At 62.3% G+C, this 18,404-nt stretch carries 15 protein-coding genes and 1 tRNA gene; 6 read left to right on the forward strand and 10 right to left on the reverse strand.

The window, feature by feature from the left end:
- Positions 1–21 precede the first annotated feature (21 nt).
- Positions 22–2,259, reverse strand: coding sequence for an ABC transporter permease subunit (locus KW825_RS03770; RefSeq protein ID WP_218291929.1), 2,238 nt, complete (start codon positions 2,257–2,259; stop codon positions 22–24).
- A 205-nt stretch (positions 2,260–2,464) separates the two neighbouring features.
- A complete protein-coding gene (tadA, locus tag KW825_RS03775) occupies positions 2,465–2,974 on the reverse strand; it encodes a tRNA adenosine(34) deaminase TadA (RefSeq protein WP_218328282.1) in 510 nt (169 codons plus the stop codon).
- A gap of 277 nt (positions 2,975–3,251) precedes the next feature.
- On the opposite strand from tadA, the gene KW825_RS03780 reads away from it, so the two are divergent.
- The 4 genes from KW825_RS03780 (at position 3,252) to aceA (ending at position 7,461) form a co-directional block, all read left to right on the forward strand.
- A tRNA-Pro gene (locus KW825_RS03780) sits at positions 3,252–3,328 on the forward strand.
- A gap of 292 nt (positions 3,329–3,620) precedes the next feature.
- Positions 3,621–3,761 carry a hypothetical protein gene (locus KW825_RS03785; RefSeq protein WP_218291930.1) on the forward strand — a complete coding sequence of 47 codons (141 nt, stop codon included), beginning with the start codon at positions 3,621–3,623 and terminating at the stop codon, positions 3,759–3,761.
- A 706-nt stretch (positions 3,762–4,467) separates the two neighbouring features.
- Complete coding sequence (aceB, locus tag KW825_RS03790; protein WP_218328283.1) at positions 4,468–6,075, forward strand: malate synthase A; 1,608 nt, start codon at positions 4,468–4,470, stop codon at positions 6,073–6,075.
- Between the two features lie 72 nt (positions 6,076–6,147).
- Positions 6,148–7,461 (forward strand): isocitrate lyase, encoded by a 1,314-nt coding sequence (gene aceA / locus KW825_RS03795; RefSeq protein WP_218328284.1) that lies wholly within the window; start codon positions 6,148–6,150, stop codon positions 7,459–7,461.
- 87 nt (positions 7,462–7,548) lie between these two features.
- Here the strand turns inward: aceA and hda are convergent, their stop codons facing one another.
- The 3 genes from hda to upp form a co-directional block, all read right to left on the reverse strand.
- Positions 7,549–8,250 (reverse strand): DnaA inactivator Hda, encoded by a 702-nt coding sequence (hda, locus tag KW825_RS03800; protein ID WP_033131154.1) that lies wholly within the window; start codon positions 8,248–8,250, stop codon positions 7,549–7,551.
- A 159-nt stretch (positions 8,251–8,409) separates the two neighbouring features.
- Complete coding sequence (locus KW825_RS03805) at positions 8,410–9,441, reverse strand: DUF2066 domain-containing protein (protein WP_218328285.1); 1,032 nt, start codon at positions 9,439–9,441, stop codon at positions 8,410–8,412.
- Between the two features lie 150 nt (positions 9,442–9,591).
- Complete coding sequence (gene upp / locus KW825_RS03810) at positions 9,592–10,218, reverse strand: uracil phosphoribosyltransferase (RefSeq protein ID WP_005320172.1); 627 nt, start codon at positions 10,216–10,218, stop codon at positions 9,592–9,594.
- 176 nt (positions 10,219–10,394) lie between these two features.
- Between upp and purM the strand changes: the two genes are divergently transcribed.
- Together purM and purN are read left to right on the forward strand one after the other, a co-directional pair.
- Complete coding sequence (gene purM, locus KW825_RS03815; protein ID WP_218328286.1) at positions 10,395–11,432, forward strand: phosphoribosylformylglycinamidine cyclo-ligase; 1,038 nt, start codon at positions 10,395–10,397, stop codon at positions 11,430–11,432.
- An 8-nt stretch (positions 11,433–11,440) separates the two neighbouring features.
- Positions 11,441–12,079 (forward strand): phosphoribosylglycinamide formyltransferase, encoded by a 639-nt coding sequence (gene purN, locus KW825_RS03820; protein ID WP_218328287.1) that lies wholly within the window; start codon positions 11,441–11,443, stop codon positions 12,077–12,079.
- 107 nt (positions 12,080–12,186) lie between these two features.
- Here the strand turns inward: purN and KW825_RS03825 are convergent, their stop codons facing one another.
- The 5 genes from KW825_RS03825 to KW825_RS03845 all read right to left on the reverse strand — a co-directional run bounded on the left by KW825_RS03825 (position 12,187) and on the right by KW825_RS03845 (position 18,267).
- Positions 12,187–12,948, reverse strand: coding sequence for a Nif3-like dinuclear metal center hexameric protein (locus KW825_RS03825; protein ID WP_218328288.1), 762 nt, complete (start codon positions 12,946–12,948; stop codon positions 12,187–12,189).
- A gap of 110 nt (positions 12,949–13,058) precedes the next feature.
- Positions 13,059–14,393 carry a sigma-54 dependent transcriptional regulator gene (locus KW825_RS03830; protein WP_218328289.1) on the reverse strand — a complete coding sequence of 445 codons (1,335 nt, stop codon included), beginning with the start codon at positions 14,391–14,393 and terminating at the stop codon, positions 13,059–13,061.
- Positions 14,394–14,573: 180 nt separating this feature from the next.
- Positions 14,574–15,608: a PAS domain-containing sensor histidine kinase gene (locus KW825_RS03835; RefSeq protein ID WP_218328290.1), complete on the reverse strand. Its 1,035-nt coding sequence runs from the start codon at positions 15,606–15,608 to the stop codon at positions 14,574–14,576.
- Positions 15,609–15,713: 105 nt separating this feature from the next.
- The gene (locus tag KW825_RS03840) at positions 15,714–17,135 is read right to left on the reverse strand and encodes a sigma-54 dependent transcriptional regulator (protein WP_218328515.1); all 1,422 of its coding nucleotides are present in this window, start codon (positions 17,133–17,135) and stop codon (positions 15,714–15,716) included.
- Positions 17,136–17,424: 289 nt separating this feature from the next.
- Positions 17,425–18,267 (reverse strand): DUF2726 domain-containing protein, encoded by an 843-nt coding sequence (locus tag KW825_RS03845; RefSeq protein ID WP_218328291.1) that lies wholly within the window; start codon positions 18,265–18,267, stop codon positions 17,425–17,427.
- Positions 18,268–18,404 lie beyond the last annotated feature (137 nt).

Genomic DNA, 18,404 nt, shown 5'->3' on the forward strand with positions numbered 1-18,404 from the left:
GTCCATATACAGAACGGCCCCTTACAGAGAGCTGTATTTTTCGCGCAACCGCTGACGAATGAACTCGGCCAGGGTGTTGAACATAAAGGTGAATACAAACAGGACGAAGGCCGCGAGGAACAGCACCCGGTAGTGGGAACTGCCCACTTCCGACTCCGGCATCTCCACCGCGATGTTCGCCGCCAGGGTGCGCAGCCCCTGGAACATGGAGAAGTCCATGATGGGGGTATTGCCGGTCGCCATCAGCACTATCATGGTCTCGCCCACGGCGCGGCCAAGGCCCATCATCACCGCCGAGAAGATGCCCGGACTCGCGGTCAGGATCACCACCCGGCTCAGGGTCTGCCAGGGGGTGGCGCCGAGCGCCAGAGACCCTTGAGTGAGGTGCTTGGGCACCGAGAACACAGCATCCTCGGCGATGGAGAAGATGGTGGGTATGACCGCGAAGCCCATGGCGATGCCGACCACCAGGGAGTTGCGCTGGTCAAACTTGATGCCCATCTCGTGGGTCAGCCAGATGCGGGAATCCCCGTGCATGAAGGCGTTCTCGATGAGCGGGCTCAGGGCGAAGGCCCCCCAGCCGATCAGCAGCAGCACCGGAATGAGCAGAATGGCGTGCCAACCGTCAGGCAACCAGGAGCGGCCACGCTCCGGCAGGTAGTTCCAGGCCAGCGCGGTCAGCAACATGCCCATCGGCAGCAGGATCAGCAGCAGTATCACCCCGGGCAGCGAACCCTCGATGATGGGGGCGAGCCAGAGACCGGCCAGGAAGCCCAGGATCACGGTCGGCAGCGCCGCCATGATTTCCACCGTCGGCTTGACGTATTTGCGCAGCCCCGCCGACATGAAGTAGGCGGTGTAGATGGCACCGGCCACCCCGAGCGGCACCGCGAACAGCATGGCGTAGAAGGAGGCCTTGAGGGTCCCGAACACCAGCGGCACCAGGCTCAGCTTGGCCTCGAAGTCGTTGCTGGCGGAGGTGGACTGCCACACATACATGGGCTCGGGATAGCCCTCGTACCACACCTCTTGCCACAGGGCCGACCAGGTCACCTCGGGGTGCTCGTTCTCGACGTCGAACAGCTTGAAGGTGTTCTCCTGCTGCATCAGCAACAGGTTGTGGCGAGGGGAGATGGCGAGCGCCGCCAGGGCACCGCCCTCGATCTTCTCGCTCAGCAGCTTGGACTCGCCGGTGGCGTGGAAGAAGCTGACGGTACCGTCCTTGGCGCCGCTGATGAAGCCCTTGCGAAAGTGCTCGGGGGTCAGCAGGTCGACCGGACCATCGCCCTTGAAGTCGCGGATCTGGGCGAACTGGCGCTTGCCATCCTTCGCCACTTCGAACCACTGGGAGATGACGCCGTTGTCGTTGCCCACCAGCAGGGAGGAGGCGCCGGAGAGCAGCTCGACCTTGGTCACGTTGGCGTTGGGGGCGTTGATCTCCATGACGTCGCGCAGGGAGATGTCGCTGAGGTTGTGGATGTCATAGATCGACAGGCGGTTGCCTTCGCGCACGAACAGGATGCGCAGGTTGGGGGTCAGCAGCATCTGATCCACGTGGCGCGGCAGGGAGGGTATGGCGTAGTTCTGGCTGCTCCACTCCACTTCGCCGGAGAGGAAGTTCTCCTCGCCGCTCAGCACCGTCATCACGCCACGACCATCCTCGGTCACGGCGGCGGCGGCCATCTTGTCCTTGGTCGCCTCGAACACCATGCCCTTGAGCGCCTTGCCCTGGGGATCGACCACCATGGGCTCCTCACCGAAGGGATACTGCAGGCTGGGTTCGATGACGCGCACGTCGTCGGGATAGGAGACCTTGAAGTAAGGCTGGACGACCTGCGCCTTGCCATCGGCAAAGCCGTAGGCGATCAGCTTCTGGCCAGGGGCCGGCGTCGCGACCGCGGTGATCTTGCCCGCGATCTGGGCCTGACCCAGCACCTGACCCACCTTGAGGTTGCCATCGTGCTGCACGGCGAAGAAGCTGACCTGACCCTGATCGCTGAAGCGATAACCGATCTCGTTCTGCTCTTCGACGCCGAGCCAGGCGGTCTTGCCCTGCACCGGCAGGGTAAAGGAGGAGGTCGCTTCCATGCTGGCGCCATTGAAGATGGGTTTCACCACATAGAGCAGATAGAAGAAGATAAGCAACAGGGCCACCAATACCAGACCACCGCCTGTGGTGACCCCGTACTTGGCCAACTTGTCCTTGATCCGGCGTTTTCTACTGCCCGCCATGACCAGGTTGATCGATTCCGATGACATGCAAAACCTCAATGTGAGCTAGGCTTGGCGGCATTATATGGCGGTTGCATGACAGTTTTGTTACATCGAGGCGCAGGCAGAGAGGTAATTGCGAGGGAAAATGGTCGCGGTGAAATGGGGCCAACCCTTTGTTTGTACGAGGTGTTTGGACTAGGGTGCTGGGCCCATCATTCGGCGAGGAGGCGGGCGGCTCCCCTCGCCGCAGTCAGGATGCGGCGTCGCTCGCCTGTTTTGCCGCCAGTTTTGCCGCCTTCTGCTCGGCCCGGCGCCGCTTGAAGAAGGCCGAGAGCTGGGCCGAGCAGACATCCGCCAGCACGCCGCCACGGATCTCCACCCTGTGATTGTGCCGCGAGTCCTGCAGGATCTCGAACACCGAGCCCGCGGCCCCGGTCTTGAGATCCTGCGCCCCGTAGACCACTCGCCTGACCCGGCTGTGGATGAGGGCGCCGGCGCACATGCAGCAGGGCTCCAGCGTCACATAGAGGGTGGTGTCGAGCAGCCGGTAGTTCGCCAGTCGGGTACCGGCGGCGCGGATCGCCATGATTTCCGCGTGGGCGCAGGCATCGTGCTCGCTGATGGAGCGATTCCAACCCTCGCCTATCACCTCGTCCCCCAACACCAGCACGGCGCCGACCGGGATCTCGCCGATCCCCTCCGCCTTGCTGGCCAGCGCCATGGCATGCTGCATCCAGCGCTCATCCTGGGTGAGCTGCATCTCGGCTGCTCTCTTCTCTGCTGACTCCACGCCCGCTCCTCTTAGGTTTCTATCCGTATTCACAACTCAGACGGCTTGGTGCCCATATGCCACCCGCCGCCGCGGCCGGATGCCGCCATCTCGGGTGGGCGGCGATTATGCCAAATCTCCCGCCAGCGCCCAAGTTGCATCTTGTCTGCGCAATAAAGAAGCAATCGGCATCTCCCTGATAAAAAAGGAGTTGCGCCTACTTGCCCAGATCATTAGACTTCCCTCCGTCAGCTCGAACTGACCTCGTCGGTGTGTAGCGCAGCCAGGTAGCGCATCTGCATGGGGTGTAGAGGGTCGGAGGTTCGAATCCTCTCACACCGACCATTTTCCCCGAGAAATAGCCCAGTCCCACGACTGGGCTATTTTTTTATCCCCAGATCTCCCTCTACCCCCCTACTCTTGTTTGTCCCCTTTCCTCCTTTATCTGCTTCACCGCGCGTCCCCATCTCCTGCACCTGGCCCCTCGGGAACGGCATATTTTTTATACAGAACCACTTGAAGCTTTTACAAAGTGTCGCTAGGATACGCAACTTTTCCGCCGGCCATTCAGACAGGGAGGTGGGCATCAGGGTGAGGGAGTCACCAACCGGCTTGCAATCCAATGAGGCAAGCACCCATGACCCAAGCTGTTGAACTTCAACCCGATCAGCCCCTTATTCCGTCACCGCATCCCGACATCGAAGCCACCGACGCCGAACCGGGCAACATGGTGCAGCTCGATGTGATCGATCTCGCCGCCCCGGACGATGACTATTGAGCCGGCCAATGAGCCCCTCTCCCCGCCTGCCAGGTCGTGGATCCATGGCCAATCCTGCTACTCCGCACCGCCCTTTCCCCCGGCCAAATCCGGTCGACTAAAAAAACAACAAAATGCTAAATAGACGCAGGTTATTGGCATTATTCACTGCCTGCATCCCCTCCCATCCCTCCCCTCTCCCCACCGCTCGCTGATACAAACCTACGTTATTGCTCGTCATTTCAACGATAGGGGCCCCAGACCCCCATCCGCTCGATGCATCCGGAACCAGTTTTAAACAACAGTTCATCATTCAATACCTGCAGGAGCTAGACGCCAACGGCATTTGCAGGATGTATTTCATACAGATGTTTTTGCAAAGCCTGGAGTAAGGTCGGGATTTGTTTTTGCATTGGTAATTTTATTACGTAATAAATTACATTTTTCATGTTCTGGACGGACTCCGTTCCCTTCGCCTGAACGGGTGCCTGGCCAAGAGCATAACCATCTAGCTAGAGCTTTTACGTCAATCAAATAAATCCATTAAAAACATCAACTTAAACACCAGTCAAAAACACCCGTTTTAAAAATTAGGTTGACGAACCGGGCAATATTTTGCACCTTATAAATCGTGTTATCCCGCTGTTACAGGGGCTTTAAGGAAATGGAGATAGACCTTAGTCGTAGTTAGTAAGTTCAAAATGTAACTTTCAAAGGAGTGAACCCTATGTCGGCACCGGCCCAGACCCACAGCAGCCACCGTCTGCGCATCCAAGGCGAGATGCTTCCCGATTACGCGCAAATTCTGACGCCCGCTGCGGTGGCCCTGGTCTCCGAACTGGTGGAGCGCTTTGCCTCTCAGCGTGATGCACTGCTGAAGCAACGGGTGGCCCGTCAGGCGCGCATCGACGGTGGCGAGCTGCCGGACTTTCTGCCCGAGACCGCCCATATTCGCGAGGGAAGCTGGACGGTGCGCGGCATCCCGGCCGACCTGCAGGACCGGCGGGTGGAGATCACCGGGCCGGTCGAGCGCAAGATGGTGATCAACGCCCTCAACGCCAACGTCAAGGTGTTCATGGCGGACTTCGAAGACTCCCTGGCACCGGCCTGGAATAAGGTGATCGAGGGCCAAATCAACCTGCGCGACGCGGTCAACGGCACCGTCTCCTACCAGAGCCCCGAGGGCAAGTCCTACAGCCTCAAGGCCGATCCGGCGGTGCTGATCTGCCGGGTGCGCGGCCTGCACCTGCCGGAGAAACACGTCACCTTCGACGGCGCCCCCATTCCCGGCGGCCTGTTCGACTTCGCGCTCTACTTCCTGCACAACCATCAGGCGCTGCTGGCCAAGGGCTCAGGCCCCTACTTCTACCTGCCCAAGCTGCAGAGCCATCTGGAGGGGCGCTGGTGGAGCGAGGTGTTCGCCTGGACCGAAGACAAGTTCGGGCTGCCCCGCGGCACCATCAAGGCCACGGTACTCATCGAAACCCTGCCGGCGGTGTTCGAGATGGACGAGCTGCTCTATCAGATGAAGGATCACATAGTCGCGCTGAACTGCGGCCGCTGGGACTACATCTTCAGCTACATCAAGACGCTCAAGGATCATGGGGACAGGGTGCTGCCGGACCGCCAGGTGGTCACCATGGACAAGCCCTTCCTCTCCGCCTATTCACGCCTGCTGATCAAGACCTGTCACCAGCGCGGTGCCCTGGCCATGGGTGGCATGGCCGCCTTCATCCCCGCCAAGGATCCGGTCGTCAACGAGCAGGTGTTCGCCAAGGTCAAGGCGGACAAGGAGCGGGAGGCCCACAACGGTCACGACGGCACCTGGGTGGCTCACCCCGGCCTCGCCGATACCGCCATGGCGGTATTCAACGCCGCCATCCCGGCTGGCGCCAGGAACCAGATCGGGGTCCTGCGTGAACAGGATGCCCCCATCACCGCCGCCGACCTGCTGGCTCCCTGCGAGGGTGAGCGCACCGAGGCCGGCATGCGCACCAATATCCGGGTCGCCCTGCAGTATCTGGAAGCCTGGATCGGCGGCAACGGCTGCGTGCCCATCTACGGTCTGATGGAAGACGCGGCCACCGCCGAGATCTCCCGCACCTCCATCTGGCAGTGGATCCGCCACGGCAAGAGCCTCTCCAACGGCAAGGTGGTGACCAAGGCGCTGTTCCGCCAGATGCTGGCCGAGGAGCAGGAGGTGGTCAAAACCGAGCTGGGCGATGCCCGCTGGCAGGCAGGCCGCTTTGCCGAGGCGAGCGAGTTGATGGAGCAGATCACCTGCGCCGACACCCTGATCGATTTTCTGACGCTGCCCGGTTACGAGCGGCTCTGAATCCGGGCCCCGGGCGGGGCTCGTCCATAACAAATCAATGGAAACGTGAAATCAATGAAAGAGGGAACTGATATGGCACTGACCCGTGAGCAACAGATCCAGGCTATCGAGAAAGACTGGGCAGAGAACCCCCGCTGGAAAGGGATCAAACGCGGCTACAGCGCCGAAGACGTGGTGAACCTGCGTGGCAGCCTGCAGCCGGTACACACCCTGGCCCAGCGCGGTGCCGACAAGCTGTGGGAGCTGATCCACGGCGGCGCCAGGAAGGGCTATGTGAACTGTCTCGGCGCCCTGACCGGCGGCCAGGCGGTGCAGCAGGCCAAGGCGGGCATAGAGGCGATCTACCTCTCCGGCTGGCAGGTGGCGGCGGATAACAACCTCTCCTCCACCATGTACCCGGATCAGTCCCTCTACCCGGCCAACTCGGTACCGTCCGTGGTGGAGCGCATCAACAATTCCTTCGCCCGAGCCGACCAGATCCAGTGGGCCAACAAGCTGGGTCCGCAGGATGCCGGTTTCATCGACTACTTCCTGCCGATAGTCGCAGATGCCGAGGCCGGTTTCGGCGGCGTGCTGAACGCCTTCGAGCTGATGAAGAACATGATTGAGGCGGGTGCCGCCGGCGTGCACTTCGAAGATCAGCTGGCCTCGGTCAAGAAGTGCGGCCACATGGGTGGCAAGGTGCTGGTCCCCACCCAGGAAGCGGTGCAGAAGCTGGTCGCAGCACGTTTGGCAGCGGATGTCTGCGGCACCACCACCCTGGTGATCGCCCGTACCGACGCCAATGCCGCCGACCTGCTGACCACGGACGCCGACCCTTACGATGCCGGCTTCCTGACCGGTGAGCGTACCGCCGAGGGCTTCTACAAGGTGCAGGCGGGGATCGAGCAGGCCATCTCCCGCGGCCTGGCCTATGCCCCTTACGCCGACATGGTGTGGTGTGAAACCGCCAAGCCGGATCTGGACGAGGCGCGCCAGTTTGCCGAAGCCATCAAGGCGCAGTACCCGGATACCATACTGGCCTACAACTGCTCCCCCAGCTTCAACTGGAAGAAGAACCTGGACGATGCCACCATCGCCCGCTTCCAGCAGGAGCTGTCCGACATGGGCTACAAGTACCAGTTCATCACGCTCGCTGGAATTCATAACATGTGGTTCCACATGTACGAACTGGCCTACCAGTACGCCCGTGGCGAGGGGATGAAGCACTACGTCGAGATGGTGCAGGAGCCGGAATTTGCCGCCGCCAGCCGTGGCTACACCTTCGTGGCGCACCAGCAGGAAGTGGGCACGGGTTACTTCGACAAGGTGACCACCGTCATCCAGGGTGGACAGTCGTCCGTCACTGCACTGACCGGCTCCACCGAAGAAGATCAGTTCCACTGATGACCGCATAACGCGAACAAAAACCCCGGCCTGGTGCCGGGGTTTCTTTTTTGCGCGTGAGACATGAAACGGGGCAATACCGCCGGGTCAGAGCTCGAGGATCTCCTTGACGAAGGGGATGGTGAGCTTGCGCTTGGCGCGAAACGAGGCGTTATCGAGTTGATTGAGGGTGGCGAGCAGGGTGCGCATGTCGCGTGACAGCCGATTGAGCAGGAAGCGACCCACGTCGATGGGCAACTTGAAGCCCCGCAGTTCGGCGCGCAGCTGCAAGGCGCTGAGCTTGCCCTCATCGTCCAGCTCGTCGAGGTGGAAACTCACCCCCCAGTCGAGGCGCGAGGCGAGATCCGGCAGTTGCAGTCCCAGCTTGCGCGGGGCGCTGCAGCCGGTCACCACCAGGGTGCCCTCGCCTTTCTCTTTCCAGCGGTTGTAGAAGTCGAACAGGGCTCGCTCCCAGAGCGCATTGCCGGCGATGGCCTCCAGGCTGTCGAGGCAGACCAGCGGCAGGCTCTCGAGGGCATCGAGCATGCTGGGATCCAGCTGTTCAAACTGATCGAGGGAGAGATAGGCCGCGGCAGCGTCGCGGGCGTTGACCTCGGCGCAGGTGGCGTGCAGCAGGTGGGAGCGCCCGGATCCTTTGGCGCCCCAGAAATAGAGGAAAGGCGCGCCCTGACCGATGGCCGCGTTCTTGAGAGCGGTGATCAGATGGGCATTGTTGCCGGGATAAAAACTGACGAAGGTTTCATCATCCGGTAATTGTACGGCTAAAGACAGTTGGGCCGGTTGCTTCACTCGTTGGGCTTTGACTGTGACATTTGTGCCCAAGTGTATCATCGCCGCGGCAGATAGAGAACCGCCCGGACTCGGCCGGGCGGTTTGGATCCTCAATAAAGATCGGCAGTGCGACCATTGGTAACGCAGACTGCGCGCATTATCTTCGGCTGCAGAGGATCAGGGCTGTGCCCATTGGTAGCGCAAACCGCTCTCATTGTCTTCGATCTGGCGCAGGCGGCTCTCCAGTTGCAGACCGCGCACCAGCTCGGCCTTGTCACCCTGCAGGGAGAGGTTGAAGGTGACCTTGTCCCCCTCCAGCTTGCCGATCGTCACCTTGGTGATGCTGGCCATGCCCTGCAGCATCTTCTGCACCGTGATCATGCCATCGATGCCGGACAAGCCTTCCACCACCAGGGTCTGGCTGGAGGCCACGCCGGACAGGCGGGTGCCGTACTGTTGCACCAGCCAGCCGGCCAGCGCATCGGCCATCCCCTGCGCCACCTCGGCCTGGGTGCCTGAGCCGGCGCCCTTGGTCAACTCCGCCAGCTCACCGCCCGCCTTGGGACCATAGAGACCCCAGTCGATGCTCCATTTTCCCTCATCCTTGTCACCCTCCGGCGTCAGCTTGCCCAGCACCACCATCTCGGCGCCATAACGCTGGCTCGCCTGGAGAATGGGGTCGGCGAAGCGGCCCCAGACGTCGGTGGCGTTGACCGCCATGTTGTCATCGAGATCCATCAGCGGAATGCTGACCGGCAGGCCCATTGCCTGGCTCTGGGCGCGCAGCGCGGCGGCCCAGCCATCGCTTGACTGATCCGGCAATATGCGGCGCTCCCCTTCATCGACCACCAGCCAGATCGCCATCTGCGGCCGGGCGGGCCCAAGCAAGGGGAACTTGCTCTGGGCGATCAGGGCGTTGACCTTGGTGACGTCGAAGTCGGCCTTGAGGAACTTGACCGGCCCCAGATCCTGGTAACCGTAGTGCTGCACATAATCGCCTGGCGCGGCCAGTGCCTTGACCACCGCCGGCTGGGTGAGGATGTCGCGTCGGCCTGTCACCTTGATCAGCACATCGCCCAGTGCCTGGGACTGGGCGGCAGCCATGTCACCGCTGGTCGGCGCCTTGCCCTGATAGAGATCGGTCACCTGGGCGGCCGACACCATCAACGACAGGGAGCAGCAGAGGAGCGTCACTAAGCGTTTAAGCATAAAGAAGATTCTCGAAATGGGAGATGGTGCTTATGGTAGCGGCAAGGCGCGCTTCCCAGCAAGACGGGGGACTGTATAAACAGCGAAGCCGGCGAGATGCCGGCTCCGTTTTCCCCCTCTCACGAGCAGAAGGGGTTATGGCATCAGGGTTTATTTGGTGCCGAAGATCTTGTCACCGGCATCGCCCAGACCAGGCACTATGTAGCCCTTCTCGTTCAGGCCCTGATCGACGGAGGCACAGTAGAGCTCCACGTCGGGGTGAGCGGCTTCCAGCGCCTTGATGCCTTCCGGCGCGGCGACCAGCACCAGCACCTTGATGGACTGGCAGCCCTTCTTCTTGAGCAGGTCGATGGTGGCGATCATGGAGCCGCCGGTGGCCAGCATGGGGTCGATCACCAGGGCCAGACGCTCTTCGATGTTGCTGACGATCTTCTCGAAGTAGGGAACCGGTTGCAGGGTCTCTTCATCGCGGTAGATGCCGACCACGCTGACGCGGGCGCTCGGCATGTGCTCGAGCACGCCATCCATCATGCCAAGACCGGCGCGCAGGATGGGCACCACAGTGACCTTCTTGCCCTTGATCTGGTCAACTTCCACTGGCCCGTTCCAGCCATCGATGGTAACTTTCTCGGTTTCGAAGTCAGAGGTCGCTTCGTAGGTCAACAAACTGCCCACTTCTTTGGCCAGTTCACGGAAACGCTTGGTGCTGATATCGCCTTCACGCATCAGCCCGATCTTGTGCTTGACCAGGGGGTGTTTGACTTCAACGACTTTCATTATTATCTCCTCTAACCTGCCGCGAAAAAATCGCGGAATCATACAACAAAAGCCGCCGCTTGTGGAGCTTTTCCACGCAAAAACGCGCAAACGATTTCCTTTCTGCTTTTACCACGCCGCTGGTAGAATACGCCCCGAATTTTACCCTCCACTTCTTCATATGACGGGGAATACGCGTGACTGACAAAACCTCACTGAGCTACAAGGATGCTGGCGTGGATATCGATGCCGGCAATGCACTGGTTGAACGTATCAAGGGCGTGTCAAAACGCACTCGTCGTCCTGAAGTCCTTGGTGGTCTTGGCGGCTTTGGGGCCCTGTGTCAAATCCCTGCGGGCTACAAGGAGCCGGTGCTGGTCTCGGGCACCGACGGGGTGGGCACCAAGCTGCGTCTCGCCATCGATCTGAAAAAACACGACACAGTGGGCATCGATCTGGTGGCCATGTGCGTCAATGACCTGATAGTGCAAGGCGCCGAGCCGCTGTTCTTCCTCGACTACTACGCCACCGGCAAGCTGGATGTGGACACCGCCGCCGCCGTGGTGACCGGCATAGGTGCCGGTTGCGAGCAATCCGGCTGCGCCCTGGTGGGCGGCGAAACCGCCGAGATGCCAGGCATGTATGAAGGGGAAGACTACGACATCGCCGGTTTCTGCGTCGGTGTGGTGGAGAAGAGCGAAATCATCGACGGCAGCAAGGTCGGCGAAGGGGACGCCCTGATCGCTCTGGCCGCCAGCGGCCCCCACTCCAACGGCTTCTCCCTGGTGCGCAAGATCCTGGAAGTCTCCAAGGCCGACGTGCACCAGCCGCTGGGTGAGACCACCCTGGCCAACGCCCTGCTGGAGCCGACCCGCATCTATGTGAAGCCGGTGCTCAAGCTCATCAAGGAGTGCGAGATCCACGCGCTGTCCCACATCACCGGCGGCGGCTTCTGGGAGAACATCCCCCGCGTGCTGCCCGCCAACACCCAGGCGGTGATCGACGAGCAGAGTTGGCAGTGGCCGGCGGTGTTCGGCTGGCTGCAGCAGGCCGGCAACGTCACCCGTCACGAGATGTACCGTACCTTCAACTGCGGCGTCGGCATGATCATCGCCCTGCCCGCGGATCAGCTGGACAAGGCGCTGAGCCTGCTCAAGGCCGAAGGCGAGAACGCATGGCACATCGGCCATATCGCCAAGGCTGCGGATGGCGAGGAGCAGGTCGTCATCAAATGACCTCCCCTATGAAACGCATCCTGGTACTCATCTCCGGCAGCGGCAGCAACCTGCAGGTCATCCTCGACAGTTGCGCCAGCGGCAAGATAGCGGGCCAGGTGGTCGGCGTCATCAGCAACAAGGCTGATGCCTATGGTCTGGTGCGCGCCCAGGAGGCCGGGGTGGCCACCTCCATCCTGGCCCAGCAGCAGTTTGCCAGCCGGGCGGAGTATGACGTCGCCCTGCAGGCGCTGATGGCAGACTATCAGCCGGATCTGGTGGTGTTGGCCGGCTTTATGCGGATCCTGAGTGCCGATCTGGTGCGTCACTTCGCCGGGCGGATGATCAACATCCACCCCTCCCTGTTGCCCAAGTATCAGGGGCTGCACACCCACCAACGCGCCATCGAGGCGGGGGACAGCGAGCACGGTGCCAGCGTCCACTTCGTCACCGAAGAGCTGGACGGCGGCCCGGTGATCCTGCAGGCCCGGGTGCCCATCTTCGAAGGCGATGACGAAGGCGAGGTGGCGGCCAGGGTCCAGGCCCAGGAGCACAGCATCTACCCGCTGGTGGTGCAGTGGTTCTGCCAGGGGCGGCTGCGGATGCAGGAGGGCACCGCCCTGCTGGATGGCGTGGCGCTCGGCCCGGCGGGCCATGCCTGCGAGTAACCGCTAATCACAGCATGCAAAATGTAACAAGGGAGGCCTAGGCCTCCCTTGTCATTTCTACCTATTGCTGCGGTCACGTCCGATTACGCCGCTACGGCTAATCGAACCTAGACCGGATTGTCAATATCGATAAAGGTCACCTCCAGCCCGTGCACCGTCGCCAGCCACTCCCCCAGCGCCTTGATGCCGTAACGCTCGGTGGCGTGATGGCCGGCGGCATAGAAGTGCATCCCCATCTCGCGGGCGGTGTGGATGGTCTGCTCGGAGGCCTCGCCGGAGATGAAGGCATCGATGCCCTGCTCCGCCGCCAGGTTGATGTAGCTCTGGCCACCGCCGGTGCACCAGGCCACCGAGCTGATGAGTTCGGGACCGCTGTCACCGCAGTGAAGCGGCTCACGGCCGAGTCGCTCAACAATAAGCTTTGCGAAATCGCTGCCGCTCATGGGCTGCTCCAGCTTGCCCACCATGGCCACGCTCTTGCTGTTCCAGGGCTCCAGGCCACGGCGCACCTTGATGCCGAGCAGCTTGGCGAGCTGGGCGTTGTTGCCCACCTCGGGGTGCACATCCAACGGCAGGTGATAGGCAAACAGGTTGATGTCGTGGGTCAGCAGGGTCTTGAGGCGGCGCTGCTTCATACCGGTGATCTGGGCCGGTTCCCCGCTCCAGAAGTAGCCGTGATGCACCAGGATGGCGTCGGCATTCAGCGCCACCGCCGCATCGATCAGGGCCTGGCTGGCGGTGACGCCGGTGACCACCTTGCGGATGCGCTCGCGCCCCTCCACCTGCAGGCCATTGGGACAGTAGTCCTTGATGGCATGGGGCTCGAGCAGGTGGTTGAGCACGGTTTCCAGTTTTCGATGAGAGATCATAAGGGTCCCCTAACACAGTCAGACCCCGCGCCTGCAGGCAGCGGCAAGGGTCCTGGGTTCAAATCGTCAGGCCCCTATGATAATCGAGCCGGGCCGTCAAGGCCATGCGCTCAGGCGGGCAGCTCGATGCCGGCGTCCCGCATCTGGGCCAACTTGTAGCGCAGGGTGCGCGGGCTGATGCCGAGCCGGTCGGCGGCATCCTTGCGGCTGCCGCTGCACTCCTGCAGGGTGTCGAGGATGATCTGGTGCTCCTGCAACTTGAGCTCGCCGCCCAGCCCCTCCCCCGTCAGGCGCTCGGCCGGGCGCACCAGCGCCTCGTCCGTCTCCTCCAGGATCAGCTGCGCCGTGCCAATCACCCCGTCCGGGCTCAGGATCAGGGCACGCTGCATCACGTTGTCGAGCTCGCGCACGTTGCCGGGCCAGGAGTGGGCCAGCAGGCGCTCACGCGCATCCGCCTCCAGCTGCGGCGCCGGCAGCCCCTGCTGACCGGCATGGAGCGCCAGCAAGTGCTCGGCCAGCGGCAATATGTCGCCCGGTCGCTCCCAGAGCGAGCTCCAGCGCAGCGGGAAGACGTTGAGCCGGTAGTAGAGATCCTCGCGAAACAGCCCGTCCTGCACCGCCTTCTTGAGATCCCGGTTGCTGGTGGCGATGACCCGCACATCGAGGGGAATGAGCTTGCGGCTGCCGAGCCGCTCCACCTCTTTCTCCTGCAACACCCGCAGCAGCTTGGCCTGCAGCCCCAGATCCATCTCGGTGATCTCGTCGAGCAGCAGGGTGCCGCCCTGGGCCTGCTCGAACTTGCCGGGGCAGCCCTGCACCGCCCCGGTGAAGGCGCCCTTCTCGTAGCCGAACAGGGTCGCCTCCAGCATGTTCTCCGGGATGGCGGCGCAGTTGATGGCGACGAAGCTCTGCTCGGCCCGGCTGGAGTTGTCGTGGATGTAGCGGGCCAGCACCTCTTTGCCGGTGCCGCTCGGTCCGGTCACCATGACGGTGGCCTCGCTCCTCGCCACCCTGGTCGCCAGCTGGAACAGCTCGGCGGTCTTGGGATCCCCGTACACCACGGCTCGCTTCTCGATCTTCTGAGGCGGCACATAGCGGCTGACCTGGTTGAGCAGCACCTCGGGGGAGAATGGCTTGGCGAGGTAGTCGATGGCGCCCTCGCGCATGGCGCGCACCGCCCCGTCGATGTTGGCATGGGCCGTCATCAGCAGCACCGGCACCTGGGGATACTGCTGGCGGATGTTGGCCAGCAGGGTCAGGCCATCCATGCCCCCCATCTGGATATCGGAGATGACCATGTCGATGCTCTGGCGCGACAGGGTCAGCAGGGCCCGCTCGCCACTGTCCGCCTCGCGGCACTCGTAGCCGCCGAGCAGCAGGGTATCCACCAGCGCCTCGCGCAGGCCGCTGTCATCTTCCACCACCAGGATCCGGGCCTGAGTCATGCTACACCTCCCACCACGGCCAATACGGCCTCATCAATATTCACTGACATTGGCCAAACGGCATCGCCACCGGCTCTCAACAGGGATCCGACATGGCTCATGCCACTCCTCCCACCACGGCCAATATGGCCTTATCGACATTCATCACCGCAGGCCGGATGGCCTCGGCCGACATAGGGTTCATGCCACACCGCCAAGCCGCACCGCTTGCTGATGCAGGGGGAACGACAGGGTAAAGCAGGTGCCCTCACCGGGGACCGAGGCCACGCCGACCTCCCCCTGATGGGCACGCACCACGGATTGCACCACCGCCAGCCCCAGGCCGGTGCCCTGGGAGCGGGTGGTGAAGAAGGGTTCGAAAATCTGATTGAGCAGCTGGGCGGGTATCCCCTTGCCGTTGTCGAGGATGCGCATCTCCACCCGGGCGCCGCTGCGCACCGCACTCACCAGCAGCGAGTCGGCCCCGGCCTGCTGGGCGTTGGCGATCAGGTTGTTGATGGCACCGGCCAGGGCGCTGCTGTTGGCGAGCAGGCAGAGATCCGGCTCTGGCGCCTCGATGTGCAGCGTGCAGCCCTGCTGCTGACAGAACGCCTCGGCACCGGCCTGCACCTCAGCCAGCAGCCCCTGTACCGAGACGGGGGCCACCACCTGGTTGTCGCCGTTGCGGGCAAACAGCAGGATGTCGCTGATCTGTTTTTCCAGGTCTTGCAACCTGGCCATCAGCTTCTGCTGGAACAGGGTGCGCGACTCAGGCTTGAGGGTGCGGTTGGCGAGGTTGGCCGCATAGAGCATGGCGGCAGAGAGCGGGGTGCGGATCTGGTGAGCCAGGGAGGCGGCCATGTTGCCGAGGGCCGACAGCCGCTTCATGTGGTTGACCCTGTCTTGCAGCTGGCGGGTCTCGGTGAGATCGGTGATGAACACCAGCTGGCCCGGCTGATCCGGCAGGGGCTGGGTCGAGAGCTGCACCCGGCGCCCATCGCTCAGGGAAATCTCGTGACCGTCATCCTCGCGGGGCTGGAAACAGCGGGCGATGATCTGGCGCCAGGACTGGCCCTCCAGCGGCTCCCCCAGCAGGGCCAACGCCGCCGGGTTGGCGCGGGTGATCCGACCCTCCCCATCGAGCAGCAGCACGCCGGTCGGCAGCGCCGTGAAGATGGCATAAAGCTGGCTCACCTCGTGTGACTGAAGCGGGTTGTCCTGCTGCAAGATTGTCATAAACCTGACCTCAAACTGGGTTTGGGATCAGGCTATTCAATTTCCATGCCAGTAAAATAACAGCTATATATCAATAGATTGCATATAGGTGTCAAAGCATTGACCTCAGGCTTCCTTGCTCATGCCGTATTTCTTCATCTTCTCCACCAGGGTGGTACGGCGCATGCTGAGCAGATCGGCGGCGCGGGCCACCACCCCCTCCTGGGTTTCCAGAGCCTGGCGGATCAGCTCCACCTCGAGGTCGGCCAGCATCTCCTTGAGATTGACCCCCTCCAGTGGCAACTGCATGGGGAGCACGATAGCGCTGCCGGGCTCCGGCTCGGGGAGGCTCTGGAACACGGCTGCCAGGGCATCGCGCTCATCCATCTCGGTGAGCCGCTCGTCCCTGGGCTCGCAGGGCAGCAGGCGGTAGCGACCCGGCAAGTCCGCCACGTCGACGATCTGGTTGGGGTAGAGGATCAGCAGCCGCTCGATGAGGTTCGACAGCTCGCGCACGTTGCCGGGCCAGGCATATTGCATCAGGGATTCCATGGCGCGCTGGGTCAGACGAATGAGTCCCCTGTGCTGCTCCGCATGGCGATTGAGCAGCTCCTGCAGCAACAAGGGGATGTCGTCGGATCGCTCGCGCAGCGGCGGCGTCTCTATGGGGAAGACATTGAGGCGGTAATAGAGATCCTCGCGAAAACCCTGGGTGCGGATCAGCGCCTCCAGATCCCGGTGGGTCGCCGCTATCACCCGCACGTCCGCCTGTACCGGCTTGCTGCCGCCGACCCGATCGAACAGGCGCTCCTGCAGCACCCGCAGCAGCTTGACCTGCATCGGCAGTGGCATGTCGCCGATCTCATCGAGGAACAGGGTACCGCCCTGGGCCAGCTCGAAGCGGCCGCGACGGGCGGCAATGGCACCGGTGAAGGCCCCCTTCTCGTGGCCGAACAGCTCGCTCTCCAGCAACTCGGCCGGGATGGCGCCGCAGTTGATGGGGACGAAGGGGCCACTGCTGCGGGAAGAGAGTTCGTGGATGGCGCGGGCCACCACCTCCTTGCCGGTACCGGACTCCCCCAGGATCAGCACGTTGGCGTCGGTCTCCGCGACCTGGCTGATGAGGCGACGCACCGCCTGGATCCCCTTGCCCTTGCCCACCAGCAGTCGCAACAGGGTCTGCCCCTTGTCGTGCTGCTGTTGGCGCGGGTGCAAGGAGATGAAAGCCTGGCAGAAATGCAGCTGGCGAGTCAGGGACTCGTACGTGAAGGGCTCGTCCGAGCCGCCGATGAAGTTGCAGTTGGGGTGATCGGCCTCTATCAGGGAGAGAAACGGGATACAGGGAAAGGCGGTCAGCAGTTCTCCGAGCGAACGTTCCATCAACTCACCGGTCAGGATCCCCTGCAGCGGACCGGACGATTCGATGGCCACATCGAGTTCGGTTTCTACCACCTCCTGCCAGGGGATCCCCATGAACGAGAGCACAGTACCCAGTTGCTGACGTCGCCGTTCATCGGCATCGACAAGCAATACCCCCATCGCCATCATATCCATCTGTCTTACCACCTGAAGCCAAGTTGTTGTTTTTCCGTGCTTATTATTATAATTTTTAGTGTTTGTTGTTATTTCCGTGCCGATAGAGACAGACACGCACGTCATGTGAGGCGCACAAAGTGCCAAAATTATGGCGCGTTGTCAAAAGCTGTCGCGATCGATTCCTGTCGGCGGGACAGCGATCACAATCAGACAGTTTTTGTCATCGAAGAGGCAAAAATAGGTGGGAACCGGGAAAACAGACGAGGAAGGGCTCCGACCGCAGCCGGAGCCAACCAGAGGATCAGTGTTTGAGCTGGCCGTGGGGGGCGGCGTAGCGGCACTCGGGGAAACGGCTGCAGGCCAGGAACAGGCGGCCGACATGGGGGCCCTTCTTGGCTTCCCGCTCCACCAAGGGGGCATCACAGCGAGGGCAATGAGGTGCCTCATGGGGCTGATCCTCTTCGTCCGGATCGGCAAACAGGTTGTCCACCAGCCCGGCGTCCGACTCGATGAACGGGGTCTGATCCAGCACCTTGGCCCGCACGGCGGCATGCCCGTGGCGGCTATCCTCCACATCCACGCCATCGAGCAGCAGCGGACTGAAGGTGGGCTCGCGCCGCTCACCCGGCAACGTCACCTCGATCTGGGGGCTCGCCTTGCTCAGCAAGGGCAACAACTGCTCGCGCAGCTCCTCGACCCGATAATGGCTACTCGCCGGGATCTGCAGCAGGGGCAGGCCCGCGCTGTCACAGGCCGACTTCAGGAAGGCATCGCGCACCTTGCGTTTCTGGTGGCGGTGGGAGCTGTCGTCGAGCTCGACGGCGCAGAGAAAGGAGAGATCTTGCGGGTGGCACAGCAGATAATCGAAATGCTTGGCACTGATCCTGTTGAACGCCTGCTGCCATTTGCTCTTGCCCATCCGGGTCTCCGGCGCCAGCACGTCCGCGACCCGCACCTTGGCAAAGACCCGCGCCTGATCACCGACCGCCAGATCCAGCACCCCGAGGAAGGAACGCTCAGCCGGGCTGCACAGAGCCTCCCGCAGATCATAGGGCAGCGTTTTGCCTTTCTTGCCTCTGGTCCAGAAGATCGCCAGCAGGAGCAGTACCAATAACACCAATCCCGATACGACTAGGGTATTCATGAGTGCACTATCCAGTTCACAAAACAGAAGAAGGGCCATCACTCTACCACGGGGGAGAAGGGTCAGGCAGCGCAGAAATGGCGGCCGCCTCCGGCATCGGCGTTTTTTCACTACATTTGCGCAAGGCGGGCTTCATA

Source organism: Aeromonas sp. sif2433, from assembly GCF_019218705.1.
In the GTDB taxonomy this organism is placed as follows: domain Bacteria; phylum Pseudomonadota; class Gammaproteobacteria; order Enterobacterales; family Aeromonadaceae; genus Aeromonas; species Aeromonas encheleia.